General features: G+C 71.8%; 26 protein-coding genes. 12 read left to right on the top strand and 14 right to left on the bottom strand.

Translation table 11 applies throughout. The features are described from left to right. Positions 1 to 125 precede the first annotated feature (125 nt). On the top strand, positions 126 to 1559 hold the full coding sequence (locus DY218_RS33795) for an MFS transporter (protein WP_128560011.1): 1434 nt from the start codon (positions 126 to 128) through the stop codon (positions 1557 to 1559). 82 nt (positions 1560 to 1641) lie between these two features. Continuing rightward, positions 1642 to 2400: a 2-phosphosulfolactate phosphatase gene (locus DY218_RS33790; protein ID WP_128560010.1), complete on the top strand. Its 759-nt coding sequence runs from the start codon at positions 1642 to 1644 to the stop codon at positions 2398 to 2400. Positions 2401 to 2418: 18 nt separating this feature from the next. Here the strand turns inward: DY218_RS33790 and DY218_RS34700 are convergent, their stop codons facing one another. Next, positions 2419 to 3063, bottom strand: coding sequence for a hypothetical protein (locus DY218_RS34700; RefSeq protein ID WP_199566938.1), 645 nt, complete (start codon positions 3061 to 3063; stop codon positions 2419 to 2421). A 110-nt stretch (positions 3064 to 3173) separates the two neighbouring features. Further along, positions 3174 to 3509 carry a deoxyxylulose-5-phosphate synthase gene (locus DY218_RS33780; protein WP_128560009.1) on the bottom strand — a complete coding sequence of 112 codons (336 nt, stop codon included), beginning with the start codon at positions 3507 to 3509 and terminating at the stop codon, positions 3174 to 3176. Between the two features lie 110 nt (positions 3510 to 3619). Between DY218_RS33780 and DY218_RS33775 the strand changes: the two genes are divergently transcribed. Continuing rightward, positions 3620 to 4519, top strand: coding sequence for an aminoglycoside phosphotransferase family protein (locus tag DY218_RS33775; RefSeq protein ID WP_128560008.1), 900 nt, complete (start codon positions 3620 to 3622; stop codon positions 4517 to 4519). A 43-nt stretch (positions 4520 to 4562) separates the two neighbouring features. Here the strand turns inward: DY218_RS33775 and DY218_RS33770 are convergent, their stop codons facing one another. After that, a complete protein-coding gene (locus DY218_RS33770; RefSeq protein WP_128560007.1) occupies positions 4563 to 4976 on the bottom strand; it encodes a Fur family transcriptional regulator in 414 nt (137 codons plus the stop codon). 194 nt (positions 4977 to 5170) lie between these two features. Between DY218_RS33770 and DY218_RS33765 the strand changes: the two genes are divergently transcribed. After that, positions 5171 to 6634 (top strand): catalase, encoded by a 1464-nt coding sequence (locus tag DY218_RS33765; RefSeq protein ID WP_128560006.1) that lies wholly within the window; start codon positions 5171 to 5173, stop codon positions 6632 to 6634. Between the two features lie 185 nt (positions 6635 to 6819). Beyond that, the gene (locus DY218_RS33760) at positions 6820 to 7206 is read left to right on the top strand and encodes an ankyrin repeat domain-containing protein (protein ID WP_128560005.1); all 387 of its coding nucleotides are present in this window, start codon (positions 6820 to 6822) and stop codon (positions 7204 to 7206) included. Between the two features lie 38 nt (positions 7207 to 7244). Here the strand turns inward: DY218_RS33760 and DY218_RS33755 are convergent, their stop codons facing one another. Then, positions 7245 to 7793 carry a pep a2 gene (locus tag DY218_RS33755; RefSeq protein WP_128560004.1) on the bottom strand — a complete coding sequence of 183 codons (549 nt, stop codon included), beginning with the start codon at positions 7791 to 7793 and terminating at the stop codon, positions 7245 to 7247. Between the two features lie 295 nt (positions 7794 to 8088). Here DY218_RS33755 and DY218_RS33750 point away from each other — a divergent pair, with 295 nt between their 5' ends. Continuing rightward, a complete protein-coding gene (locus DY218_RS33750; protein ID WP_128560003.1) occupies positions 8089 to 8325 on the top strand; it encodes a DUF5133 domain-containing protein in 237 nt (78 codons plus the stop codon). Between the two features lie 85 nt (positions 8326 to 8410). Continuing rightward, positions 8411 to 9244, top strand: coding sequence for an aldo/keto reductase (locus DY218_RS33745; protein WP_128560002.1), 834 nt, complete (start codon positions 8411 to 8413; stop codon positions 9242 to 9244). Positions 9245 to 9289: 45 nt separating this feature from the next. Here the strand turns inward: DY218_RS33745 and DY218_RS33740 are convergent, their stop codons facing one another. Together DY218_RS33740 and DY218_RS33735 are read right to left on the bottom strand one after the other, a co-directional pair. After that, a complete protein-coding gene (locus DY218_RS33740) occupies positions 9290 to 10279 on the bottom strand; it encodes an NAD(P)/FAD-dependent oxidoreductase (RefSeq protein ID WP_199566937.1) in 990 nt (329 codons plus the stop codon). 139 nt (positions 10280 to 10418) lie between these two features. Then, positions 10419 to 11234, bottom strand: coding sequence for a dioxygenase family protein (locus tag DY218_RS33735; RefSeq protein WP_128560001.1), 816 nt, complete (start codon positions 11232 to 11234; stop codon positions 10419 to 10421). Between the two features lie 317 nt (positions 11235 to 11551). Between DY218_RS33735 and DY218_RS33730 the strand changes: the two genes are divergently transcribed. The 3 genes from DY218_RS33730 (at position 11552) to DY218_RS33720 (ending at position 14610) form a co-directional block, all read left to right on the top strand. Then, the gene (locus DY218_RS33730) at positions 11552 to 12430 is read left to right on the top strand and encodes an LLM class flavin-dependent oxidoreductase (RefSeq protein ID WP_128560000.1); all 879 of its coding nucleotides are present in this window, start codon (positions 11552 to 11554) and stop codon (positions 12428 to 12430) included. Positions 12431 to 12584: 154 nt separating this feature from the next. Further along, positions 12585 to 13910, top strand: a complete 1326-nt coding sequence (locus tag DY218_RS33725) for a sensor histidine kinase (RefSeq protein ID WP_233522038.1) — start codon at positions 12585 to 12587, stop codon at positions 13908 to 13910. A gap of 55 nt (positions 13911 to 13965) precedes the next feature. Continuing rightward, on the top strand, positions 13966 to 14610 hold the full coding sequence (locus tag DY218_RS33720; protein ID WP_128559999.1) for a response regulator transcription factor: 645 nt from the start codon (positions 13966 to 13968) through the stop codon (positions 14608 to 14610). Between the two features lie 181 nt (positions 14611 to 14791). Here DY218_RS33720 and DY218_RS33715 read toward each other — a convergent pair whose 3' ends face one another. The 3 genes from DY218_RS33715 to DY218_RS35550 form a co-directional block, all read right to left on the bottom strand. Next, positions 14792 to 15463 (bottom strand): class I SAM-dependent methyltransferase, encoded by a 672-nt coding sequence (locus tag DY218_RS33715; protein WP_128559998.1) that lies wholly within the window; start codon positions 15461 to 15463, stop codon positions 14792 to 14794. Positions 15464 to 15566: 103 nt separating this feature from the next. Beyond that, positions 15567 to 16382 carry an SDR family NAD(P)-dependent oxidoreductase gene (locus tag DY218_RS33710; RefSeq protein WP_128559997.1) on the bottom strand — a complete coding sequence of 272 codons (816 nt, stop codon included), beginning with the start codon at positions 16380 to 16382 and terminating at the stop codon, positions 15567 to 15569. Between the two features lie 428 nt (positions 16383 to 16810). After that, on the bottom strand, positions 16811 to 17137 hold the full coding sequence (locus DY218_RS35550; protein ID WP_233522037.1) for a class I SAM-dependent methyltransferase: 327 nt from the start codon (positions 17135 to 17137) through the stop codon (positions 16811 to 16813). Between the two features lie 262 nt (positions 17138 to 17399). Here DY218_RS35550 and DY218_RS33700 point away from each other — a divergent pair, with 262 nt between their 5' ends. Beyond that, the gene (locus tag DY218_RS33700; RefSeq protein WP_128559996.1) at positions 17400 to 18566 is read left to right on the top strand and encodes a hypothetical protein; all 1167 of its coding nucleotides are present in this window, start codon (positions 17400 to 17402) and stop codon (positions 18564 to 18566) included. A 28-nt stretch (positions 18567 to 18594) separates the two neighbouring features. Here the strand turns inward: DY218_RS33700 and DY218_RS33695 are convergent, their stop codons facing one another. From DY218_RS33695 to DY218_RS33675, 5 genes are all read right to left on the bottom strand, one after another. After that, positions 18595 to 19374: an aminoglycoside adenylyltransferase family protein gene (locus DY218_RS33695; RefSeq protein WP_128559995.1), complete on the bottom strand. Its 780-nt coding sequence runs from the start codon at positions 19372 to 19374 to the stop codon at positions 18595 to 18597. Between the two features lie 309 nt (positions 19375 to 19683). Next, positions 19684 to 20319 (bottom strand): FMN reductase, encoded by a 636-nt coding sequence (locus DY218_RS33690; RefSeq protein WP_128559994.1) that lies wholly within the window; start codon positions 20317 to 20319, stop codon positions 19684 to 19686. Next, positions 20316 to 21419: an LLM class flavin-dependent oxidoreductase gene (locus DY218_RS33685; RefSeq protein WP_128559993.1), complete on the bottom strand. Its 1104-nt coding sequence runs from the start codon at positions 21417 to 21419 to the stop codon at positions 20316 to 20318. Before DY218_RS33685 ends, DY218_RS33690 begins: the two co-directional genes overlap by 4 nt. Before the next feature lie 195 nt (positions 21420 to 21614). After that, positions 21615 to 22034, bottom strand: a complete 420-nt coding sequence (locus DY218_RS33680) for a hypothetical protein (RefSeq protein ID WP_128559992.1) — start codon at positions 22032 to 22034, stop codon at positions 21615 to 21617. A 433-nt stretch (positions 22035 to 22467) separates the two neighbouring features. Beyond that, positions 22468 to 22926 (bottom strand): TIGR03618 family F420-dependent PPOX class oxidoreductase, encoded by a 459-nt coding sequence (locus tag DY218_RS33675; RefSeq protein ID WP_128559991.1) that lies wholly within the window; start codon positions 22924 to 22926, stop codon positions 22468 to 22470. Between the two features lie 175 nt (positions 22927 to 23101). Between DY218_RS33675 and DY218_RS33670 the strand changes: the two genes are divergently transcribed. Next, positions 23102 to 24271 carry an alpha-hydroxy-acid oxidizing protein gene (locus DY218_RS33670; protein ID WP_128559990.1) on the top strand — a complete coding sequence of 390 codons (1170 nt, stop codon included), beginning with the start codon at positions 23102 to 23104 and terminating at the stop codon, positions 24269 to 24271. The last annotated feature ends 30 nt before the right edge of the window (positions 24272 to 24301 follow it).

Here is a 24301-nt window from a genome sequence, read left to right as displayed (position 1 = left end):
CGTCCGTCCGCTCGCGGGTGATCTCACACCGGAGTACTCCAGATGGGCCTCGATCGCACGGTGCTCCCCGGTCGGTGAGGGTCGCCCGGACTGCGCGGCGGACGGTCGCTGCCTAGCGTGAGCCCATGAACACCCCCACCGCGCGCACCGCCGCCGCCGAGGCGGTCGATCCGCGCAGCTGGAAGGCGCTCGGCGTCTGCCTGACGGCCGGCTTCATGACACTCCTCGACACCTCGATCGTGAATGTGGCGCTGCCGTCGGTCGAGCGCAGCCTGCACGCCACGGGCGCCGACCTGTCATGGGTGGTGTCGGGGTACGCACTCGGCTTCGGTCTGGCCCTGGTGCCCGGGGGCCGGCTGGGCGATCTGCACGGCCGGCGCACCATGTTCCTGATCGGCCTCTCGCTCTTCACGCTCGCCTCGGCAGCCTGTGGCCTGGCGCCCGGGGCGGGCTGGCTCGTGGTGTTCCGGCTGCTGCAGGGGGTCGCCGCCGGGATGGTCTCGCCCCAGGTGTCCGGACTGATCCAGCAGATGTTCCAAGGCCCCTTGCGGGCCCGGGCGTTCGGCATGCTCGGCAGCGTGGTCGCGGTGTCCACCGCGGCGGGCCCACTGGCCGGTGGGCTGATCATCGCGGCGGCCGGACCGGAGCACGGCTGGCGGTGGGTGTTCTTCGTCAATCTGCCCATCGGCATCGCCGCACTCGCCGCCGGACGCCGCCTGCTGCCCCGCGCGCTGCCCAGCGCGTCACGCCGGCCCGGATTCGATCCCGCGGGCCTGATCCTGCTCGGCACCGGAGTCGTCGCGGTCCTGCTGCCGCTGTTGCAGGAACAGCGTTGGACCGGCCGCGGCAAGTGGCTCCTGATCGGCGCGGGAGTGCTGCTGCTCGTCGCGTTCTGGCGCTGGGAGCGCCGGCAGGACGCGCGCGGCGCCACGCCGCTGGTCGCACCGGGACTGTTCGCCCTGCGTTCCTTCTCGCTCGGCGCGCTGCTCGGCCTGATCTACTTCGCGGGCTTCACCACCCTGTTCTTCGTGTACACCCTCTTCCTGCAGAACGGGCACGGCTACAGCGCGCTGCAGGCGGGACTCGCGGCCACTCCGGTCGCCGCCGGATCCGCGGTCGCCGCGGCCGTGGGGGGACGTCTGGTCGTACGGCACGGGCGGCGCCTCGTCGCCCGGGGGCTGGCCACCGTGGCGGTGGGCCTGGTGGGGACGATCGCCGTGGTGCAGTTGGTGCCCGGACGCTCGGTGGCCTGGGTCGCCGCCGTGCCGCTGCTGCTCGCCGGCGTCGGATCGGGTCTGGTGATCTCGCCGAACACCACGCTGACGCTCTCCAAGGTGCCGGTGGCTCTGGGCAGTTCGGCCAGCGGCGTCCTGCAGACGGGGCAGCGGATCGGCTCGGCGGCGGGCATCGCCGCGGTGGGTGCGGTGTTCTTCGCCCATGTCACCCACCACGACGACTGGGCGGGCGCCCTGCAACTCGGCCTGCTCACCTCCCTCACCCTCGTCCTGACCGCCCTGGCGGTCGCGGTGGTGGATGTTCGTAGTACGGATTCGGACTAGTTGGCTGGACCGAGTACAGCGGATGTTCGTGGGCCGCGAAGATCCGCCGGACACGGCCCGGGGCTTCTGACAGGCTTGGCGCATGGGCGACGCGTGGGCTCTGCAGTCCGGGTACGGCGTGCGGTTCGAGTGGGGTGCTGCGGGTGCGGCGCAGCTCGGCCGGGACGTCGACTGCACGGTCGTGGTGGACGTGTTGTTGTTCACCACCGCGGTGACGGTCGCGGCCGACCTCGGTACGCGGATCGTGCCGTGTCGATGGCGGGACGCCACTGCCGCGGAGTTCGCCGCCGGTCTCGGGGCCGAGTTGGCCGTGGGGCGTCGCGCAGTCACCACCGCCTCGCCGTGGTCGCTGTCGCCGGCGGCACTGCGCGAGGCGCCCGCCGTCCCGCTGTTGGTGCTCCCCTCCCCCAACGGATCCACGCTCGCGGCATCCGCCGGCACACCGGACGTGGTGGCCGGAGCGCTGCGCAACGCGTCGGCAGTCGCCGACTGGCTCGTGCGGCAGGGGTACGGCACGGTCGACCGCCCGGTGGCCGTCGTCGCGGCCGGTGAGCGCCGGCCGGACTCCGGCCTGCGTCCGGCCCTGGAGGATCTGCTCGGAGCGGGTGCGGTCATCCGCGGAATCCAGGAACGCCTCGACGCCGCCCTGTCGCCCGAGGCGACCTCTGCGGCCGCCGTCCACACGGCGACGGCGGACGTCGCCGGGACCGTGGCCGCGAGTTCCTCCGGCCGCCAGCTGATCACCGGCGGTTTCGCCGACGACGTCGCGGTGGCGACCGAGGCGGACGCGTCGCCGCACGTCCCGGTGTTGCGGGACGGGGTCTTCGTACCGGAGCGGTGATCGCCGGCGGGGCGGCGCTCATGCGGCGAACGCGGTCACCTTGAGGGTGTTCGCGAGGACCGCCCACAGCGGCCAGGCCAGCGCCTTGCCGGACTCCCTGCGCAGCCGGGTCGGCCGATCGCGCTCCGGGCTGTTCTGCCAGGCCCGCACGGTCAGCATGTGCAGACCGGCCTTGCGCGAGAAGGTGAACCGGATGTGCAGATTGCTGCCGAGCAGGTGCCCCGCGCGGGTCGCGATCTGCAGATGGTCCGCACCGACCAGCTCCACGGTCACCGGATTCCCGCCGAGCAGCTCGCAGTCGCGGCCCTCGTACATGTCGCCGCGGTACCGCCCGCTGACCGGGAACAGCCAGAAGTGGTCGGTCAGTTGGGACCGCACGGCGCGCGCGCTGGTGAAGGGGTGGAAGCCGAGTGTGAAGCTGTACTCGTAGAGCCGTACGGCCGCCGGGCAGTCGTCGAGACGGGTGACACAGGGATCGTCGGCCGGTGCGGGAGCGGCCGTCGTTCGCGCGCCACCGGCGGTCGCGTACGAGGCCGGGACGAGGGCGGACATCAGGGACGAGCCGAGCAGCAGGGCGCACAGCAGGCTCCACACCGACGCCCGGGCCCACCGCAGCGCGCGGCATGCACCCAGGTCCGGCCTGTCCGGTGAGCCGTGGTCCATCGACTCTCCCGGGGACGGCTGCGTCGACGGGTCGACGCTAGGTCACCTGGTGGGAGCTGTCCTGTTCGCGCACCGGGCACGGGCCGCGGGTGAGGCCGCCCGACCAGGCATCACGGCAGGTCGCACCGGGTGAGTGCATCGGCGACAGGTGCGTCGTTGCGACGGGCCCACCTGAGCCGTTGGCGTACCTCCCGCAGGTTCCGTGGGCGGTATCCGGGGCCGTCGCAGCAGCTCTTGTGGAAGGCCACGCCCGCGTGCAGCAGCACCGCCAGCGTGCGCCAAGCGGCGACGTCACGGCGCGGCGGGGCCTCGAAGGCGGACCCCGCGTGGATCAGCGGCCGCGTGCAGCGCGGACAGACCCGAGCCCGCCGAGGGTCGTGCCCCTGCTTGTACGAGACCCGGCAGTCGAGGCACACGTAGTGGGTTCTGGCGACGGCGGCGAACATGCGCCGAGGCTAGGGCGTTTCCGCCTCCTTGGACCACCGGATTTCGGTGACCAGAGGTGCCGTGGCCCGCTCTTGACGATCACGGCACGGGGAGGGTCGGATGGCCTGCCATGAGCTCAAGCAGGCGGCACACCGGTGACGGCGGCATCGACGAGGCACTCGTACGGCGTCTGGTGGCCGGGCAGTTCCCGCAGTGGTCGGCGCTCGACGTACGGCGGCAGCCGTCCGGCGGGACGGTGAACGCGATGTTCCGCCTCGGCCCGGAGCTGGTCGTACGGCTGCCCCTCGATTCCGGCGGTGCCGAGGACGTGACCCTGGAGCAGAACTGGCTGCCACGCCTGGCGCCACAGCTGCCGGTGCCCGTGCCCACGGTGCTCGGCCATGGCCGGCCCGTCGAAGGCTTCCCCTGGCCGTGGTCGGTGTACCGCTGGCTGCCGGGCGAGCTCCCGGATCCGGATGCGCTGAGCGAACCCGTGCTGCTCGCCGAGGACTTGGCGGGTTTCGTACGGGCGATGCGGGAGGTCGGACTGCCGGCGGCACCGGATGCCTATCGCGGCGGACCGCTCGCGACGCTCGACTCGGCGACCCGGGCGGCGATCGAGGCACTGCGCGAGATCCCCGAGGAGGGCATCGACTGCGATGCGGTGACCGCGGTCTGGGCGGACGCGCTGTCGGCCCCCGGCCATGACGGTCCGCCGGTCTGGCTGCACGCGGATCTGATGCCCGGCAATCTGCTGATCGCCGAGGGCCGCCTCGCCGCGGTGATCGACTTCGGCTGCATGGGGACGGGGGACCCCGCGTGCGACCTGTTCCCCGCGTGGAATCTGCTCCCTGCCGAGGGCCGGGAGGCCTTCCGTACGGCGCTCGGCGTGGACGCCGCGACCTGGCGGTGCGGCCGCGGCCGCACCCTGTCCCAGGCCCTGATCGCACTGCCGTACCACCGGAGCAGGAACGCCGCGATGGCCACGAACGCGCGCCATGTGATCCGGGAAGTACTGGCGGAGGCCTGAACCCGTCCCGGCGAAGCCGGACAGGGGACGCGGGCCGATCCGGTCAGGGGGCGCAGTCCGGGCACACGCCCCGATAGGTGAGCTCCACCTCGGACACCGTGAAGCCGAAGCGCTCCGACTCCGGCAGATCGGCCAGCGGATCGCCGGCCGGTCGTACGTCACGGATCGTGCCGCAGCCGGCGCACAGCAGGTGGTGGTGCGGGCGGTGCGCATTGGGGTCGTACCGCTTGGCGCGGCGGTCCGTCGACACCTCGAGGACCTCGCCGATGTTCACCAGTTCGCCCAGGGTGTTGTAGACCGTCGCCCGGGAGATCTCCGGCAGCCTCTGCACCGCTCGCGCATGCACCTCGTCCGCGGTCAGATGGACGTGGTCGCCGTCGAGGACCTCGGCCACCACACGCCGCTGAGCGGTCAGGCGCCAGCCACGCGTCCGCAGTCTCCCCAGGAGGTCACTCATACGGGGCACCGTAGCAGCGGTGCGGCCAACTTCGAGAACAAGTACGTGGCTGGAGTTCAGCTTGACTTGGATATTGTCCAAGGTAGGATCGGCATCGATCCAGCCAAGGGACAGACTGCGCGAACCAAGGGCGCGACCGGCCAGGAGCCGGGCCTTGAACGCACGCGGACGTACCACTCACCGAGGAGCGAGCTTTGCCCGAGAACAACCAGAAGCCGTTGACCACGGTCGCCGGCGCACCGGTTCCCGACAACCAGAACTCCGTGACCGCCGGTCCGCGCGGCCCGATGCTCCTGCAGGACGTCTGGTTCCTGGAGAAGCTCGCTCACTTCGACCGCGAGGTCATCCCCGAGCGACGGATGCACGCCAAGGGCTCCGGCGCCTTCGGCACCTTCACGGTGACGGGCGACATCACGCAGTACACCAGCGCGAAGATCTTCTCCGAGATCGGCAAGAAGACGGAGATGTTCGCCCGCTTCTCCACCGTCGCCGGTGAGCGCGGCGCGGCCGACGCCGAGCGCGACATCCGCGGCTTCGCCCTGAAGTTCTACACGGACGAGGGGAACTGGGACATCGTCGGGAACAACACCCCGGTGTTCTTCTTCCGCGACCCGCTGAAGTTCCCCGACCTGAACCACGCGGTGAAGCGCGACCCGCGCACCAACCTGCGCAACGCGGAGAACAACTGGGACTTCTGGACCAACCTGCCCGAGGCCCTGCACCAGGTCACGATCGTCATGTCGGACCGCGGCATCCCCGCCTCGTACCGGCACATGCACGGCTTCGGCTCGCACACGTACAGCTTCATCAATGCCGAGGGCGAGCGCTTCTGGGTCAAGTTCCACCACCGCACCCAGCAGGGCATCAAGAACCTGACCGACGCCGAGGCCGAGGCCCTGGTCGGCAAGGACCGCGAGTCGCACCAGCGTGACCTCTTCGACGCGATCGAGGCGGGCGACTTCCCGAAGTGGAAGCTGTACGTCCAGGTCATGCCGGAGGCGGACGCGGACAACTACCGCTTCCACCCCTTCGACCTCACCAAGGTCTGGTCGAAGAAGGACTACCCGCTGATCGAGGTCGGCGAGTGGGAGCTCAACCGCAACCCCGACAACTACTTCGCCGACGTGGAGCAGGCCGCCTTCACCCCGGCCAACGTGGTGCCGGGCATCAGCTACTCCCCCGACAAGATGCTGCAGGGCCGGCTCTTCTCCTACGGCGACGCCCAGCGCTACCGGCTCGGCGTGAACCACCACCAGATCCCGGTCAACGCCCCGAAGAACCCGGTGAACTCCTACCACCGCGACGGCGCCATGCGCATCGACGGCAACCAGGGCGCCACCCCGGGCATCGAGCCCAACTCGTACGGCCGCTGGCAGGAGCAGCCGGCCTACCGCGAGCCGGCCCAGGCCGTGGGTGCCGTCGCCGACCGGTTCAACTACCGCGAGGACGACGACAATTACTTCGAGCAGCCCCGCAACCTCTTCCGGCAGATGAGCCCGGAGCAGCAGCAGGTGCTCTTCGAGAACACGGCGCGCGCGATCGACGGCGCGTCCGAGGCCACCGTCGAGCGGCACATCGCCAACTGCACGCAGGCCGACCCGGCCTACGGCGAGGGCGTCCGCAAGGCGATCGAGGCCCTGGCGGCCGGCGAGCTCTGAGCCCGCCCGCCCAGGTGAGTGCGGGCCCGGCCCGCACACCGCATCCGGCGTGCGCACCGCATGTGCGCACGCCGGATGTCGGCACGGAACACGACCCTGGCCCTGTACGGGTATCTGTCCCTGTACGGGTACCGACCCCGGGCCCGCGGGACCCGTACGACCGCACGAAGCAGGAGGAGGCGCACATGAGCAGTGGTGGACTGACTCCTGAGCAGACGGACCGCGTGGTGGCCATCGCGATGGATCTGGCCCGCGAAGGAAGCACCGAGCAGCTGGTCGAGTTCGTCGAGCACGGGCTTCCGGTGGATGTCACGGACGAGGGTGCCAACAGCCTGCTGATGCTCGCCGCCTACCACGGTCATGCCGACACCGTGCGGGCGCTGCTGCGCCACGGCGCCGATCCGGATCTGCGCAATGCGCGCGATCAGTCCCCCATCGCCGGCGCCCTGTTCAAGGGCGCGGACGACGTGGTCGCCGTGCTCCGCGAGGCGGGCGCCGATCTCGACTCCGGAACGCCGACGGCACGGGCCGCGGCCACCCTGTTCGGCAGGGAGCATCTGCTGTCGGGCTGAACTCCCCGACTCGCCCCGGCCCACGGCTCGTACGTCGGTCAGGATCCGGTGCCGCTGAGGACGGGCGCTCGTCCGCTCACCGCGTCGGCGTCCACCGGGGCGGCGATCACCACTCGCTGCGGGCCCGCGCCGGGCACTCCGCAGGATGCGCCGGCGACCGGCTGCGGCGTCCGGCGGGCCAGGGTCTCGCGGTCCGCGACACCGACCCGGTAGGCGAACCAGATAATCCGGCCCATCGGAGTCGCACAGCGGCCACAGCTGTCGCTGAGCTCCGCGATGCGGCTCAGGCAGTCGTCCGCCGCGGGGCGGCCGCGGGAGGCGGCATCGGTGCCGTCGGAGACCGCCGCGATCAGGTACTCGCCGTTCCAGGACATCTCGATGGCGGTCGCGCCGCCCATGTCGCCTGCCTGTGCCCTGCGTTCGGCGATCGTGTGCAGCAGGACGGTGATGCATCGGTCGACGGGGCGGGCGAGGTTCTCCAGCCGCCAGTGGCGCAGATGGGCCGTCAGGATCCGGGCGACCTGCCCGACCCGTTCCGGCGTCACCTGTACATCGAGGTGGTACTGGCAGGGTGCTGCGTGGTTCATCGTGCTTGCTCCTCACCGCGGGACGTGCGCTCCGCCCCCGGCCGGAGCTCTGCACACGGAGCGTGAGCAGATATGTCTCGTATGTCACCATCAGGGTCGGGGCATTGGGCCATCCGTGCAACACGGGCCGTAAACCGCTGGTCCGCGCCGTTCAACAGGACGGATCGTGACCCCGCCCGCACCATGAGTGAGGGAGCCGGGCCGGCGCACCGGACTCGACCGGTCTCCCGCGTGCAGGCCCCAGAGCCCGCCCGCCGGGCTCGCCGGCACGGCCGACGGGAAGGGACACGGTTCGATGCGGCTACGGGAAGCCACCCACGAATTGACACGTCAACTCGAGCAGTACCGCACCTGGGAGCTGAGATTCCTCGCATCCCCCGTGGACTCCGCGATCCGCGCCCAGTTCGAGCGCACGGCACGGGAGTTGTGCGCACTGACCGGTGCACGCTGCGGCCGGGAGGCCGTGCTGGCGGCCGAGCGCTATCTGCGCGCCACCGCCGATGGGCGCTCCGCCCGCCATCCAGGGGCCTGAGGCCTCCGGTCGCGTCCCCTGTGCGGCGTCACCGCCCCGCGCCCCCGCACAATGGTCGGATCACCCGCACACCGACGGAGGCACGATGGGCAGCACGGTCCCCGCGTACGAACTCCTCGACGGCACTTCCGCGCCGGCGGTCGGCCTGGGCACGTACCCGATGGACGACGACCAGGCGCAGCAGGCGGTCACCGAGGCGCTGCGCCTCGGCTATCGGCTGATCGACACCGCCGCCAACTACCGCAACGAGACCGGTACAGGACGCGGCATCGCGGAGAGCGGCGTGCCGCGTTCGGAGGTCGTCGTGACGACGAAGCTCCCCGGCCGCCACCACGGCCACGAGGAGACGCTCGCCTCCTTCGAGGAGTCGCGCCGGCGGCTCGGCCTGGAGCAGGTCGATCTGTATCTGATCCACTGGCCGCTGCCGCGGATCGACCGCTACGTGGACTCGTGGAAGGCGATGATCGAGCTGCGCGAGCGCGGGCTCGTGCGCTCGATCGGGGTCTCCAACTTCACTCCGGCGCACATCGAACGCCTTGAGCGGGAGACCGGTGTGCTGCCGGTGGTGAACCAGATCGAACTTCATCCGGCCTTTCCGCAGGACGAGTTGCGGGCCTTCCACGCGGACAAGGGCATTCTCACGGAGAGCTGGAGCCCGCTGGGGCGGCGCAGCCCGCTCCTGGACGACCCGGCGATCGGCGAGATCGCGCGGTCGCACGGAGTGACGCCCGGTCAGGTCGTACTGCGCTGGCATCTCCAGCTGGGCGCGCTGCCCATCCCCAAGTCGGGCGACCCGCAGCGGCAGGCGGAGAACCTGGACGTGTTCGGCTTCGAGCTCACCGAGGTCGAGCTCGCTGCGGTCGCCGATCGCCCGCACCGGCGGCAGGGCGGGGATCCGGACACCCACGAGGAGTTCTGAGCGGCGACGGGCACCTCAGACCGGGCCACCGGGCGCCGACGACCGTCATCCGTCCGTCGAACCGCCTTGCTGCGCACGGTACTTGGCGACCGCGTCCCGGGTCTCCTCGGCGACGAGTTCGGCGTTGATCTGCGCACCCGCGACGGCGCCCTGCGCGGCGGCGGTGCCCACCTGCGCGGAGAGGTCCGTGACGTTGCCGGCCACCCACACGCCCGGCACGTCGGTACGGCCCACGGTGTCGGCGGGGAGGTGCTGCCCCATGCCGGACGGGTGGTCCACCGGCTGCAGACCGAGGTCCGCGAGGAAGCCGGCCCGGGCCACCATGCGCGGCGCGACCGCGACGGCGTCCCGGCCGACGGCCCGGCCGCCGACCAGCCGCACCGCGAGCGAGCTGCTGCCGATGACCTCCAGCGGCTCGATCGCGGTCACCGGGCCGGGCACGACGCGGATGCCGCGCGCCGCGAGCTGTTCCGCCTGCTCCGCGTCCGGTGCGGGGCCGGTGTGCGTGAAGTAGGTGATGTCCTCACTCCATTGGCGCAGCAGCAGCGCCTGGTGCACGGACATCGGGCCGGTGGCCAGCACGCCGACGGCCCGGTCGCGCACCTCCCAGCCGTGGCAGTACGGGCAGTGCAGCACATCGCCGCCCCACCGCTCGCGCAGCCCCGGCACGTCCGGGAGTTCGTCGACCAGACCGGCCGTGACGAGGAGCCGCCGGGCGGCCACGGACGATCCGTCGGCGAGGGTGACGAGGAATCCCGCATCCTGCCGCCGCACGGCCGTGACCTCCCCGGTCACCACGCGTCCGCCGTAGCTGCCGACCTCCGCTCGGCCGCGCTCCAGCAGCCCGCCCGGCGCCATGCCCTCCCGGGCGAGGAGTCCGTGCACACCGTCGGCCGGGGCGTTGCGGGGCCGGCCCGCATCGACCACCAGGACGGAGCGGCGGGCCCGCGCCAGCATGAGGGCACCGCTCAGCCCTGCCGCTCCCCCACCGATCACCACTACGTCGTAACTGCTGTCCGTCTCCCGGGTCACCATGACCACCTCCGCGACCGAGCATGCGTACGGTATGGCGTGATCCGCAAGCTGGCTTGCGAGAACGGCAAACCCGTCCGTCGGCATCGTCGCCAGTCGGCATCCTGGAGGCGGCGCCCCGGGGAGGAGGGGGGCGTGGCCGTCAGACGGCCTGCCAGAGGGACGGGGTGGTCGGCGGTTCCCAGCCCGGCGCGGCGGTGTGCCCTTGCAGACAGCGGAAGTCCCGTCCGTCGTAGGTCACTTCGCCCCCGGACGCATAGGTCGTGCCGGACGCCCAGGTCCCGACCGGCGGGTCGGGGTTGCCCGGGTCGACCTCTTCGGGCAGCACGAAGTCGAAGCTGCCCTGCCGGCCGGAGCCGTCGTCCCGCACGGTCATGAGCAGGGCGGGGTCGAAGAGGGCGTCGGTCTCGTTGCGCGGCTCGCCCGGGAAGTACAGCTGCGTGGTGAGGATGCGGCCGCCGGGGGCCTGCGCCTTCACATGGATGTGGCGGGTACGTCCCGGATAGAGCCCGGGCACGATCGTGGTGAGGGCGAACGCTCCGGTGGAATCGGTGAACTGGTGGCCGCGGAAGGCGTATCCGGCCATGTCGTAGGCGCCGTTGTCGTCGGCCTGCCAGAAGTCGAGCAGCACTCCCGGGAACGGCGTGCAGCTGCGGCTGAACACATAGCCCGAGACGGTCAGCGGGACACCCGGCGTTCCCGGGGTCACCAGGCTGGTGCGCAGCGGTGAGTTCGGTTTGAAGTAGGGGCCCTCCATCTGCTCGGGGGTGGGATCGTCACCGTCGTCGCAGGCGGGTGTGGGCGCGAGCGGGGCACCGGTGGCGGCGAGGTCACGGGCGAGTGCCGGTCCGGCACCGGCCAGCAGCGGGACTGTCCCGGCCACCAGGGCGGCCTTGAGGACGGTCTTGCGGCTGATCGGCCTGCGGCGGCCGGATCCTGCGGGCGGGGGCGTGGTCATGGGTGACTCCTCGGAACGTTGCTCTACAGGGGCGAACGGGCCTTTCCCGAAGGAGAGTCGGGGCCGGTGCGGCGCGGGAGGCGGGTGCCGGGTCCGGCGTACCGGATCGGCGACGAACGTATCGGCGCGGGTGCGGCAGGCACAGCTTCCGGCGGACCCCCTTGTCCGGCGTTATGGCCGTGCCGTCGGGTGTTGTGGGGTGTTGTGGCGGCGTCGTCCGGTGTCCTGGCCGCCGGTGTCACCGCCCGGGAGCGGCACGGTCGCCGCAGTTGGACACGGTGTTGCCGCGCTTCGGAACGCGCTGGTAGGAAGGGCGCATGACCGCACTGGGAGTCGTGTTCCGCCCGCAGCTGCCCCCTGAACGACTGCGCGAGATGGCCCTCGCGGCCGACCGCGCCGGTCTGGACGAACTCTGGCTCTGGGAGGACTGCTTCCTGGAGAGCGGCATCGCCACCGCCTCGGCCGCACTGGCCTGGACCGAGCGACTGCGGGTCGGAGTCGGCCTGCTGCCGGCGCCGCTGCGCAATGTCGCGCTGACCTCCATGGAGGCGGCCACGCTGCACCGGCTCTTCCCCGGCCGGGTGCTGCTCGGCGTGGGGCACGGCGTGCAGGACTGGATGGCCCAGGTCGGCGCGCGGGTCGACTCCCCGGTGACGCTGCTGCGCGAATATCTGGAGGCCATGCGTGCCCTTCTCGCGGGCGAGCGGGTCACCAGCCGTGGCCGGTACGTCGAGCTGGACCAAGTCGCCCTGGACTGGCCGCCGTTGACACCCCCTCCGGTGCTGGCCGGCGCGATCGGCCCGCGGTCCCTGCGGCTGACCGGGGAGAGCGCGGACGGCACGGTGGTGGACGCGCGGGTCGCTCCCGAGGGGCTGCGCAAGGCGTGTGCACTGGTCGAGGAGGGCCGGCGCACGGCCGGCCGTACTGCGGCGCCGCATCCGGTGACGGTGTACGTGCATGCGGCGACCGGCCCCGGCGCGGCCGCTCGGGTGGCTGCCGAGATCCGCCGAGAAGGCCACGACCCGTCCGCCGGACTCGGCGCAGTGGGATCGGCTGCGGAGATCGCCGAGGCCGTGCTGGCGCTGGCCGACGCGGGTGCGGACACCGTGGTCCTGCAGCCGACGGCGGACGAGCCGGACCCCGAAGGGTTCGTACGGTTCGCGGGCGAACAGGTCCGGCCGCTGGTGTCCGGCTGACGCCTCGCAGCGACCTGACCGATGCGCCTTCCGTCTGGAGGAAAACCCCCAGCGGGAACTGAGGAAAACCGCATTACGCAGCGGGCCTTCGCCCGCCTAACGTGCAGGTCATGAGTACAGCTTCTTCGGACCGGCGTCCTCATCGGAGCCGGCAGTGATCACGGCACGCGTCTCCGGTGTGCCGGCGGTGCTGCGGATGCCGCTGCGCAGGAGGTCCTGGCGCGAGGCGATCCACTGCCTGCTCGGCGCGCCGCTCGGGATCGGCGGCGCCGTGCTGCTGCTCGTCCTCCTGGCGCTGGGGCTCGGCTTCGCTCTGTCGCTGCTCGGGGCGGTGCTCGGGCTGCTCCTGCTGGCGCTCGCCACGGCGCTCGCCCGCGGGCTGGGCGCGGTGCACCGCGCCTTGGCCGGCCGTCTGCTCGGCATATGGATCGCGCCCGCACCCGCGTGCCCCGCACAGCCGGGCCTCGGTGTGCTGGGCCGGCTCGATGCACGGATCAGGGACGGCCCCGCCTGGCGACAGGTCGGCTACGTCGTGGCCAAGCTGCCCCTCGCGGTGTGCGGGATGTACGCGGTGCTGTTCTGGGTGGTCGGTGTGTTCAACTTGGCGGCGCCCGTGCGCTGGGCCGTTCCGTGGCTGCGGGGTGACGACAGCGGGCTCATGCTGCTGACTCCGCTGCCGTTCGGCGGGAGTCCCGTGGTGCACAGCTTCGCCGGCACGTTGTTCGGCGTGCCGCTCGGTGCGGGGGTGCTGCTCGTCGCGCCGTGGCTGACCCGGGCGGTGGCCCGCGCGGACGTCCGCCTGATGCAGGCGCTGCTCGGGCCGGGCGCCCTTGCCGAGCGGGTACGGGACCTGGAGGAGACACGCGCGCTCGCGGTGGACGACTCGGCGGCCCTGTTGCGCCGTCTCGAGCGGGATCTGCACGACGGCGCGCAGGTCCGCCTGGTCACCCTGGCCCTGAGTCTCGACATGATCAGGGGCAAGCTCTCCGAGGAGCGGCCGCCCGATCCGCAGGCGGTGCTGCGACTGGTCGACGGCGCCCGGGAGAACGCGACGGCCGCCCTGGCCGAGCTGCGTGATCTGTCCCGCGGTCTCCATCCGCCGGTACTGGACGACGGTCTGGCCGACGCGCTCGCGTCGCTGACGGAGCGCAGTTCGGTGCCGGTCGAGCTCACGGTGGACGTCGGCGAGCGGCCGTCGCCCGCGATCGAGACGATTGCGTACTTCTGCGTGGCGGAACTGCTCACCAATGTGATCAAGCACAGCGGCGCGGCCCGGGCCACGGTGTCCGCGGAGCGCCGGGCGGACGGGACGCTGCGGCTGCGGGTGACCGACGACGGACGGGGCGGTGCGCGGTCCCGGCCGGAAGGCGGTCTCGACGGGTTGCGGCAGCGGGTGCGTACGGTCGACGGCACTCTCGACGTCACAAGTCCGGAGGGCGGGCCCACGGTGGTGTCGGTGGACCTGCCGCCGCACGCATGACCGCCGGGGTACGTGGCGCGGAGGTCTCGTGTGCGGCCCGTGAGAGCATGCCGCCATGCGTGTCGTGATCGCCGAGGACGCAGCCGTGCTGCGGGAGTTGCTGTTCCAGATGCTCGACGACCGCGGGTACGAGGTGTGCGCCGCGGTGGGCGATCCGGACGCGTTGCGGGCCGCCGTCACGCGGCACCGGCCCGATGCGGCAGTGGTCGACATCCGGATGCCGCCCACGCACACGGACGAGGGGCTGCGGGCCGCGATCGACATCCGGCGCGAACTGCCGGACACCGGCGTCCTGTTGTTCTCCCAGTACGTCGAGACCAAGTACGTCACCCGACTGTTGGCCGACGGGTCGGCGGGGGTCGGCTATCTGCTGAAGGAGCGGGTGGCGAACATCGCGGAGTTCACTTCCGCACTCGACCGGGTCGCCGACGGCGGCACGGCCCTCGATCCGGAGGTGGTGACTCGGCTCGCCGCCGCGGGGCGCAAGGCCGCCGAGATGGACACGCTGACGGCACGCGAGCGGGATGTGCTGTCCAGGATGGCGGAGGGCCGGTCGAACGCGGCGATCGCGGACGCCCTGCACGTCTCGGCGGGCACGGTGGAGAAGCATGTGGCGGCGGTCTTCGGCAAGTTGGGCCTGCCGGCCTCCGATGACGACAATCGGCGGGTGCTCGCGGTGCTGAAGTTCCTGCGCGATTAGGACGTAGCCGCCAGGCCCGGTGGGGTGCTCGCGGAGTCCGGTGCGTGCTCTCGCTGTGCGGGCTCCCCCGGTGGGGGTCCGCGGGGCGTGCCGGGCGCGCCGCGAGTGTCGTGCAGGACTGTGCGGACAGCACAGCTACGTCTGCCCGGGCTCTCGCGCCCGGCAACGTCGGCGGCCGGGCTCAGCCCCGCCGCCCCGAGTCGTCCCGCCACACCAGCGTGTACCGCCAGAACAGCCGCCCGCGCACACGCACTCCGGGCAGTACGAGCTCCGCCTCGTGGGCGATCTCGGCCAGGGTCATGGTGGGCGGCCGGACCGGCGCGGTCATGGCGGCGGGGCGCGGGACCTGGCGTCCGCCGTTCTTGACCAGGGCCATCAGTACGTTCAAGGGCACCGACACCACCTCCCGCAGACGGTCGCGCCGGGTCGCAGACCGAGCCAGGCCGACCACAACGAGCGTGCCGCCCGGCGCGAGTTCGGCGCGGAATCGTTCCAGGGATTCGGTGAACGGGAGGTGGTGCAGGGCCGCCACGCAGGTGATGACGTCATAGGGACCGGGAGGCAGGGCGTCGGGTGCCGCACCGACGGTGTAGGTCACGGGGGCCGTGGGCGGGGTGAGCGCGCGGCCCCGGGCCACGGTGGCCGCATCGGCGTCGAGCGCGTCGACGGAGCGGGCGCGTCCGGCCAGGGCGCGCGCCAGGTCCCCCGTGCCGCAGCCGACGTCGAGCGCGCGGCCGAACCGTCGGGGCAGGGTCCGCAGGATCCACCGGTGGTAGTGCGCGTTGTGATCCCAGGGCCGGGCGGCGTGGAACGTGTCGAGTGCCTCGGCGATTCGGCCGGGCGGCTTGGTCATGGGTCCGAGTCCATCACACGGCTGCGATGCGGCTGTCAGCCGCCCTCGGAGCGCGCGACCGTCGCCCCGGGCGCGGAGCGGCTCCGTACGCACGGCCGCGGGGTCAGCGCAGGACGATGACATTGCCCGTGATCAGGGCCGCGTCGTCGGACGCCAGGTGGACGATGGTCCGGGCCACGTCCGCAGGCTCGGCGACATGGAAATGCGTCGAGCTCGCCTCGACGAACCGCCGTACCTCGTCCGTGACCCAACCGGTGTCGGTGACCGGCGGATGGACGACATTGGCGGTGATGCCGAGCGGTGCGAGCTCCACGGCGGCGGACAGGGTGTAATCGGTCTGCGCCGCCTTGGCCGCGCCGTAGGACACCTCGCCCGGGAAACCGAGGTCTCCGCCGGAGGTGAGGCCGATGATCCGTCCCCAATGGGCGCCCCGTTCCCGGTGCCGGCGAGCCAGTTCGGCGATGAGCAAGGCCGGTGCCCGTGCATCCACCGCGAACTGCTGCGCCCAGGTGTCGGGTGTGACGGGGCGCAGGACGCGGTCGAAGCGGTCGACCGGGTCGGGTGTGAAGGTGTCCTGGACCCAGCCCGATGCGTTGTTGACCAGGATGTCGACGGGACCGAGGTGCTGCTCGGCGTGGTCGAACAGAGCCCCGGCGGTGGCAAGTTCGGCCAGATCGGCCTCCAGGGCCACGGCCTGGCCGCCCTCCGCCCGGATGGCAGCGACCACGTGGTCGAGGCCGGCGGCCCGCTGCTCGTCGTAGATGTTCCGGGGCTCGGCGCCGTCGCCGGGCCGCAGCGGGAGTCCGGTGCACAGGACCGCCGTGCCGCGGGCGGCGAGCGCTCGCGCAGTCGCCGCCCCGATCCCTTGATTCGCCCCGGTCACGATCGCCACGTGCCCGGTGCCTGCTGTCTCGCGCATGCCGGCATTCCTACCAAGCCTGGCCGGGGCACGCGAAGCGATTTCGCCCGCTCACCCCTACTGGTGACCGGGCAGCCGGAACTCCCAGAGGACCATCAGCGGAACGCCGGCCGTCGCCGCGCGCGCCGCCTCGGGGGCCGGCGCGGCCGGCGACCAGGGCCAGGCGTCCCACGGGCCGGGGCTCCGGTCACCCCGGGTGCATCGGGTTCCGGTTCCGCCGTCTCCGGTACGGGCTCCTCGCAGCGCCGTACCTCGCGTCCCGCGGCGAGTGCGGCCCGTACGTGGTCCCCGATGCGGTGCCGGTACGACTCCACCCGGCCCGGTGTGCCGTCCGCACGGCGGACCGTGGGGACGGCACCCCGCGCCACCACCTCGGGATGAATGTCCGCAATCGCGACCGACCCTCCAGGCCGCAGCACGCGGGCCATCTACTTCAGTGCCGGCTCCAGTCGTGGGACAGGGGTGAGGGCGAGTGAGCAGGACACCAGATCGACGCAGGAGTCGGCGACGGGAAGGGCCTGCACGGCGCCCGGCCTGAAGGTGCCGCGCGGCACTCCCCGACGGGCGAGGGCGAGCATCTCGGGCGAGCTGTCCACGCCCGCGCCCTGCAGGGACGGCTCGTCGAGCAGCTGCCGGATCTCGTCGACCCGGGCGCGGGTGAAGGCACGGTCGTGCTTGCCGGTGAACGCGCGCATCAGGGCGGCACCTTGCAGACCGAGCGCATAGGCCAGGGGGTCCTCGTAGGTCGTCGTCACGCGGCCACGCCAGGGAGGCCGGAGTGGCGCGGGTCAACGGTTCTGTGCGGGTACTGCCCCGGCAGGCACCGGACTGCGGCGGCTGTCCATCTCCGTGCGCCCGGGCGGCCGTTCGGCGGAATGTCTCCGACCGCCCCCGGACACGCCGTAGCGTCGTTCGGGTGCCCGCGCCGGGCCCTGCGGCGTACGGGCACGGCGGGGGCGCATCGAACGGGGGCCCCACGTCACCGACGTTCAGGGTGATCGGGGGAAGAATCGCGCCATGCGAACGTCACAGCACAGGTTCACGGCCGAGGACGGTTCCACGGCCGAGAACGCACGCAAGCCCAGGCTCAGGTTCCCGCGCCTGCTGGCCACCGTGGGCGCGGCCGCGCTCGTGGTGCCCGCGCTGACCGGAGCGCATGCCACCGCCGGAGCCGCGGAAGCAGCGGCCGCCGAGGCGAAGCCCAACGAGGACCCGGGCTTCCTGCAGGTCTACGACGCCAATGTGGAGAATCTGCCGACCTCCACCGAGACATCGCCACCCCTGTGTGCGGGTGACTGGCACGACCTCATGTACTACATGCGCACCCAGGAGTTGAAGCCGGACGTCTATCTGGTCCAGCAGCTCAGCAACAAGGCGCAGTTGGACCGTCTCCTCGACCGTATGGAGACCCACTTCGGCGAGAAGTTCGCCGGGGTGCTCGCGGAGAACGCGCCGGTCCCCTCCAAGGAGAGCGCCGGAGGCGACTGCTGGAACTACAAGAAGCGCCAGACCAACGCGGTGATCTGGCGCACCGACCGGCTGGAACTCCTCAAGTCGGCCTCCCCGGACAACCGGTGGCAGGCCCAGAACTGGAACGGCAGCGAGTGCGTCAACAACGACCAGGCACGCACCAAGGGCGTCAAGGCGCTGCTGCGCGACAAGGTCTCCGGCAGGACGGTGACCGCCGCGTCCTTCCACTGGCCGACGGTCAACAAGGGCGGCAGCAAGTGCACCGTCTCCAACATCGGTGAGCTGTCGAACGAGCTCACCGAGGACGAGTACGACACCGATCCGACGCACGGCGCCACCGATCTGTACGTGGCGGGCGGCGACACCAACTCGCACGAGCAGGCCGGCGGGGACTGGCACCCCTGGTACGCGGCGGCGAACGCGGACATCGGCGGCAAGTACGGCTTCCGCGATGCCGTGTACGCGGACTGTGCCACGCAGGACGACCCCGAGGCCTGCCGTGCGGACCGGTGGACGCTGATCACCCGGTCGCACCGCCGGGTCGACTACATCCTGGGCCGCAAGCCGGGCGGTGCGCTGCCCCGGATGACCGATGTGGTCGTGCCGACGTTCGACGAGGGCGACCGGGCGGACGAGGAGTTGTCGGACGACGGCGACCGCAACGACCTCGACTACTCCGACCACCGTGCGGTGGGAGCGCGCGTGCACTACTGACGCAGCGGTGGCCGCACCCCGTGGAGTCTCAGCGGTGTGCGGCCGCGCGCTCGATCTCGCGGACGAGATGGTCGGCGAACGGGCGCAGCTCGTCGCGCAGCCCCGACCAGTCCTCACGGGCCTCGCCCAGGTAGACCTCCCGGGCGTGGGCGAGCACGGCGCGATGGCGTACGGGCAGGCGCGGGAGCACCCATCCGGCCGCGGCGTCCTTGGAGTCGATGGTGCCGGTCGTCAGGGTGGCGCGGATGCGCGCGAGGGTCAGGACGACGTTGCGGGTGTCCTCCTCGAGTTCGGCGAGGAGGTCCGGTACTGCTGCGATCATCGCCCGCGTGAGGTCCTCGGGCGGTACGGGATCGAGGATGTCGGCGGGCCGCGGACCGTGCAGGGGCCGGTCGCCGAGCAGGACGATGGTGATCAACGGGGCGAGATCGGGGCTCGGTTCGCGGACGGGCAGCTCGCCCCGTTCGTAGTGCTCGCGCAGCCACTCCCCGTACTGGAAGTCGCAGACGGGCGGGTGGCGCCAGGGTCGTACGTCGGATTCGACGACCACGGTGAGCTCGACGGGGCGCGCGGCATCCGGTCCTCCGGGGCCGGACACGGTGAGCAACTCGTCGACCAGGGTGCGGCGTTCCGCCGGCAGGAGAGGGCGGCCGGTCACCGCGAACACATCGAGGTCACTGGTCGGCCTGAGTCCGCGGAGCACGGCGGAGCCGTGCAGGTACACGCCTCGCAGGTCGGCGCCGAAGACCCTTCGCACGAGACGCAGCACGCGCTGCGTCTGCTGCTCGGTACGGGTTGCGCGGTCCACGTTCCCTCTGCTTCCTCGCGGTGGCACGGCGTGGCCGTGGGCGGGTGGTAAGCCGCTCCGGCGTTTGAGGACAAAACCCGTTCAGGGCCAATCTTTCAGCCCGTCCGGCGATTGAGGACAAGGCCGTCCAGGCCAAAATCCAGCCCGTCCGGCGTTTGAGGACGAGGCCGTCCAGGCCAAAATCCAGCCCGTCCGGCGTTTGAGGACGAGGCCGCCAGGCCGATGCCTGGAACCGCAACGGCCCTGAACGGGCCTTGTCCTCAAACGCCGGGCAGGCTGGCTGGTTCCGGCCGGGCTCAAAGATGACCTCTACCCCTGAACCGCGTGATCCCTCACGCCCCGCACCGCGTGAACCACCAGCCACGCGAACTGCTCGCCCGCCCGCTCGATCCGCCCCGGCAACGTGTCGGTGAGCGCGTCACCCGATCCGCCCCAGTCCTCCGATGCCGCGAAGACCGCCGTCGGCGCGACCACGGCCCGTAGATACGTGAACAGCGGCCGCAGAGCGTGCTCCAGGACCAGCGAGTGCCGGGCGGTGCCACCGGTGGCACCGATCAGGACGGGCTTGCCGGTCAGCGCATCCGGCTCGATCAGGTCGAAGAACGACTTGAACAGCCCGCTGTACGAGGCCGCGAAGACCGGCGTCACCGCGATCACACCGTCGGCCGAGGTGACCGCCTCCAGCGCCTCATCGAGCACCGGCGGCGGGAAACCGGCCACCAGGTGGTGCGCGATCGGGACGGCGAGTTCGCGCAGCTCGACGACCTGCACGTCGACGTCACGCCCCTGGCCGGCCAGCGCGCTCTGCGCGGCCTCGGCCAGCCGGTCGGCGAGCAGTCTGGTGGACGAAGGTGCACGCAGCCCCGCCGACACCGCGACCAGCCGGATCGGCGGCTGCGGCGCTGCCGCGACCTCGGGCACGGGCGCCTGGACGACTGTCGTCATGATGCGACCTCCTCCTTGACGGGCTCGGCGCGTACGCCGGCGAACGCGGGGTGCAGCGGCGCGGTCTCGGGCACACCGGCCGGCCGCAGTCGGGCGAACTCCTTGCGCAGTACGGGCACGACCTCCTCGCCGAGGATGTCGAGCTGCTCGAGGACCGTCTTCAGCGGCAGTCCCGCGTGGTCCATCAGGAACAGCTGGCGCTGGTAGTCGCCGACCGCGTCACGGAAGCCGAGCGTGCGCTCGATCACCTGCTGCGGCGATCCCACGGTGAGCGGGGTCTGGGTGGTGAAGTCCTCGAGCGACGGGCCGTGGCCGTACACCGGGGCGTTGTCGAAGTACGGGCGGAACTCGCGTACCGCGTCCTGCGAGTTCTTCCGCATGAAGACCTGCCCGCCGAGTCCGACGATGGCCTGCTCGGGGGTGCCGTGGCCGTGCTGGGCGTACTTGGTGCGGTACAGCTCGACCATCTTCTTGGTGTGGGACATCGGCCAGAAGATGTTGTTGTGGAAGAAGCCGTCGCCGTAGTACGCCGCCTGCTCCGCGATCTCCGGGGAGCGGATGGAGCCGTGCCAGACGAACGGCGGCACGCCGTCGAGCGGCCGCGGGGTCGAGGTGAAGGACTGGAGCGGGGTGCGGTGCTTGCCCGCCCAGTTCACGACGTCCTCGCGCCACAGCTTGTAGAGCAGTGCGTAGTTCTCGACCGCGAGCTCGATGCCCTGCCGGATGTCCTTGCCGAACCACGGGTAGACCGGGCCGGTGTTGCCGCGGCCCATCATCAGGTCGACGCGGCCGTCGGCCAGGTGCTGCAGATAGGCGTAGTCCTCGGCGATCTTCACCGGGTCGTTGGTGGTGATCAGGGTGGTCGAGGTGGACAGGATCAGGTTCTCCGTCCGGGCCGCGATGTGCCCGAGCAGCGTGGTCGGCGACGACGGCACGAACGGCGGGTTGTGGTGCTCACCGGTCGCGAACACGTCCAGGCCGACCTCCTCGGCCTTCTGTGCGATGGCCACGGTGGCCTTGATCCGCTCGTGCTCGCTCGGCGTGCGGCCGGTGGTCGGGTCGGTGGTGACATCACCGACGGTGAAGATGCCGAACTGCATGGAGCTCACCTCTCGGGTCTCGGGTTGAGTCGCGGGTCGAGATCTTCAACCCTGGATAGTTGAAGGTTGAATCACACCCTTCAACGGCATGTCCCGTCGACCTATTCCTGACCCGCTGAGTACGGACTGACCTGGCGTTTCTTGCTACGAATGCCACGATCCGCCACGTGCTGGGTGCGACGGCCGAGCGCGAGCTCAGGCCGGCGCACCCAGGGGCGGAACATCGTTCAGGGCCGCACGCTGCATCCGCAGCGCATCCACGGATTCGGCGAGCAGCTCGTAGACCGTGGTGTCGTCGCGGGTGGCGAATCTGACCAGCAGCCCGCGCGCCAGCTGCTCGCCCGCCGCGTCCTGCCCCGGGCGGTCGTCCCGCCAGGCCCGCAGTTCACCGGGTGCGTCCGGTACGTCGTCGGCCACCGGCACCAGGGCACGCTCCGGCCAACGACACCGCTCCGGCACCGGGTCGAGCCGCTCCGCCATCCAGGTCGCCCGCTCCCGCATCCACCACAGCGCGAGGGAGAGCGAAGGGGCCCGGTAGGAGCCGAGCGGGACACCGACCCACCGCCCGTCACACATGCCGTACGCGGTGACCTGGCACAGGAACTCCTGGTGCACGGCCACCCCCTCGTGCCGCTCGACACGGAACGGGCGAACGGCAGCGCATGCGGCCCGGTCGGGCGTGCACGGCCCTTCGCCGGCGGCCATTGTCATCGAGCGGCGCTGACCGAGGCATATGCATCGCTGGATATGGCCGACACCCGACCCTGGTCACCGGGCGCACGCGAGCGGTACCGGGGCGTGATCGGGAAGTCCGTCGCCGTACGCCGCACCGGCATCCTGCAGCGGGACCCCGACCGCCGCTGACCAGCCGTTCCGCGGCACGGTCGGCCTCTGCCCCACGCGGATCGCGTGCATCACGGATCCGGGCGGAATCCACGGCTCCAGAGGCCGCTCCCGCCCCGGCCGTCTCGCACGGGGTTTGGCCGGGTCCCATCGCCCGCCTGCCTGCCTCAGGACGCGAAGCCGGTGTCAGGACGCGAGGCCGGCCTCACGAGGTGAAGTCGAGCGCCGTCCCGTAGAGCCGGTCCACCTTCAGGCGGATCACCACGCGGCGCTCCGCGATCTGCTGCTCCCAGAACTCCGTCGGGTCGTCGGGCCTGGCGTCCACGGGCAGCAGCGCGAGCAGCTCCCGTCCGACCTCGTCGCCCGGCTCCGTGGTCACGGCCGAGACCTCCGCCTCGCCCTCGGCGACCGCGAACGTCCAGACGTCGGGGCCCTGGACGTGGATCGCCGCGTTCCCGTCCCGGGCCAGCTGCTTGGGCTTGGCGCGGTCCGCGGTCGTCGAGACGCGCACCGTCCGTGTGGCCGCGTCCCAGCGGTACACCACCGTGGCGAGATGCGGCCGGCCGTTGCGCTTCTGCGTGGCGAGGATGCCGAACTGCTGCTCGGCGAGGAGCGCGGAGAGTTCGCCGTCGGTGAGGGCGCGCGGGCCCGGGGTGTTGGTCATGCCCTGCCAACCACCCTGCCCCACAGGGAAATTCCGGCATCCGGTCGCCGGTGACGGCGCAGCGAGCGGCATACGGAGCCCTCCCGGACCTGTTCCGGCCGATGGTCCGCACGGTACGTTTCGATCTTGTGAGGTCAGGGCGGCGTCACCGCGGTGCGGAAGGGGCGGTTTGCCGATGAGCGAGGCGTTCGGCGGCTACCAGAACGAGATCTACTTCGAGGGCCTCGGCGGCGTCGTACCGAAGTACCCGATGACCGCTGCCGAACTGGCGTCGCGGGCCGAGGCGGCGATGCCGCCGTCGGTCTGGTCCTACGTGGCGGGCGGCGCCGGTGACGAGCGCACCCAGGACGCGAATGCGCGGGCCTTCGACGGGTGGGGCCTGGTGCCCCGGATGTTCGTCGGCGCCGTCGAACGCGACCTGTCCGTCGACCTGTTCGGGATGCACCTGCCCTCGCCGTTGTTCATGGCGCCCGTGGGCGTCCTCGGCATCTGCGCCCAGGACGGTCACGGCGATCTGGCGACGGCGCGGGCCGCGGCACGCACCGGTGCCCCCATGGTCGCCTCGACCCTGTCGGTGGATCCGCTGGAGCAGGTGGCCCCGGAACTCGGTGACACACCGGGCTTCTTCCAGCTGTACACACCGACGGACCGCGACCTGGCCGCGAGCCTGGTCCGCCGGGCCGAGGCGGCCGGATTCCGGGGCATCGTGGTCACCCTCGACACCTGGATCACCGGCTGGCGCCCGCGGGACCTGGCGACCTCCAACTTCCCGCAGCTGCGCGGCCATTGCCTGGCCAACTACTTCTCGGACCCGGTGTTCCGTGGCCTGCTCGACGCGCCCGTGGAGGAGGACCCGGGAGCCGCGATCCTGCGCTGGGTGAGCGTCTTCGGCAATCCCCTCACCTGGGACGATCTGCCGTGGCTGCGGTCCCTCACGGAGCTGCCGCTGATCGTCAAGGGGCTGCAGCACCCGGACGACGTCCGCCGCGCCAAGGACGGCGGCGTGGACGGCATCTACTGCTCCAACCACGGCGGACGGCAGGCCAACGGCGGTCTGCCGGCGCTGGACGCGCTCCCCGCGGTGGTCGACGCCGCCGGCGAACTGCCCGTGCTCTTCGACTCGGGTGTCCGCAGCGGTGCCGATGTGGTCAAGGCGCTCGCGCTGGGCGCGACTGCCGTCGGCGTGGGGCGGCCGTATGTGCACGGGCTCGCGCTCGGCGGTACGGACGGAGTGGTCCACGTCCTGCGGACGCTGCTCGCCGAGGCCGATCTGATCATGGCCGTGGACGGATATCCGACGCTCGGCGATCTCACCCCGGACGCCCTGCGGCGCGTACTGCGGTAGCGGCGGCAACGGCGGGCGGCAGCCGGCGAG

This window comes from Streptomyces triticagri, from assembly GCF_003429565.1.
GTDB classification, from domain to species: domain Bacteria; phylum Actinomycetota; class Actinomycetes; order Streptomycetales; family Streptomycetaceae; genus Streptomyces; species Streptomyces triticagri.
Note: the sequence above shows the minus strand (reverse complement) of the source record. Positions and strands in the feature narration are given on the sequence as shown.

Bases quoted from the DNA above. Each gene is read 5' to 3' on its own strand.
- DY218_RS33715 (WP_128559998.1), bottom strand. From the start codon at position 15,463: ATGACCAAGCCGCCCGGCCGAATCGCCGAGGCACTCGACACGTTCCAC.
- DY218_RS33760 (WP_128560005.1), top strand. From the start codon at position 6,820: ATGAGCAGTGGTGGACTGACTCCTGAGCAGACGGACCGCGTGGTGGCC.
- DY218_RS33690 (WP_128559994.1), bottom strand. From the start codon at position 20,319: ATGACGACAGTCGTCCAGGCGCCCGTGCCCGAGGTCGCGGCAGCGCCG.
- DY218_RS33740 (WP_199566937.1), bottom strand. From the start codon at position 10,279: ATGGTGACCCGGGAGACGGACAGCAGTTACGACGTAGTGGTGATCGGT.
- DY218_RS33710 (WP_128559997.1), bottom strand. From the start codon at position 16,382: ATGCGCGAGACAGCAGGCACCGGGCACGTGGCGATCGTGACCGGGGCG.
- DY218_RS33720 (WP_128559999.1), top strand. From the start codon at position 13,966: ATGCGTGTCGTGATCGCCGAGGACGCAGCCGTGCTGCGGGAGTTGCTG.
- DY218_RS33750 (WP_128560003.1), top strand. From the start codon at position 8,089: ATGCGGCTACGGGAAGCCACCCACGAATTGACACGTCAACTCGAGCAG.
- DY218_RS33770 (WP_128560007.1), bottom strand. From the start codon at position 4,976: ATGAGTGACCTCCTGGGGAGACTGCGGACGCGTGGCTGGCGCCTGACC.
- DY218_RS33745 (WP_128560002.1), top strand. From the start codon at position 8,411: ATGGGCAGCACGGTCCCCGCGTACGAACTCCTCGACGGCACTTCCGCG.
- DY218_RS33675 (WP_128559991.1), bottom strand. From the start codon at position 22,926: ATGACCAACACCCCGGGCCCGCGCGCCCTCACCGACGGCGAACTCTCC.
- DY218_RS33775 (WP_128560008.1), top strand. From the start codon at position 3,620: ATGAGCTCAAGCAGGCGGCACACCGGTGACGGCGGCATCGACGAGGCA.
- DY218_RS33755 (WP_128560004.1), bottom strand. From the start codon at position 7,793: ATGAACCACGCAGCACCCTGCCAGTACCACCTCGATGTACAGGTGACG.
- DY218_RS33700 (WP_128559996.1), top strand. From the start codon at position 17,400: ATGCGAACGTCACAGCACAGGTTCACGGCCGAGGACGGTTCCACGGCC.
- DY218_RS33795 (WP_128560011.1), top strand. From the start codon at position 126: ATGAACACCCCCACCGCGCGCACCGCCGCCGCCGAGGCGGTCGATCCG.
- DY218_RS33685 (WP_128559993.1), bottom strand. From the start codon at position 21,419: ATGCAGTTCGGCATCTTCACCGTCGGTGATGTCACCACCGACCCGACC.
- DY218_RS33790 (WP_128560010.1), top strand. From the start codon at position 1,642: ATGGGCGACGCGTGGGCTCTGCAGTCCGGGTACGGCGTGCGGTTCGAG.
- DY218_RS33780 (WP_128560009.1), bottom strand. From the start codon at position 3,509: ATGTTCGCCGCCGTCGCCAGAACCCACTACGTGTGCCTCGACTGCCGG.
- DY218_RS33730 (WP_128560000.1), top strand. From the start codon at position 11,552: ATGACCGCACTGGGAGTCGTGTTCCGCCCGCAGCTGCCCCCTGAACGA.
- DY218_RS34700 (WP_199566938.1), bottom strand. From the start codon at position 3,063: ATGGACCACGGCTCACCGGACAGGCCGGACCTGGGTGCATGCCGCGCG.
- DY218_RS33670 (WP_128559990.1), top strand. From the start codon at position 23,102: ATGAGCGAGGCGTTCGGCGGCTACCAGAACGAGATCTACTTCGAGGGC.
- DY218_RS33735 (WP_128560001.1), bottom strand. From the start codon at position 11,234: ATGACCACGCCCCCGCCCGCAGGATCCGGCCGCCGCAGGCCGATCAGC.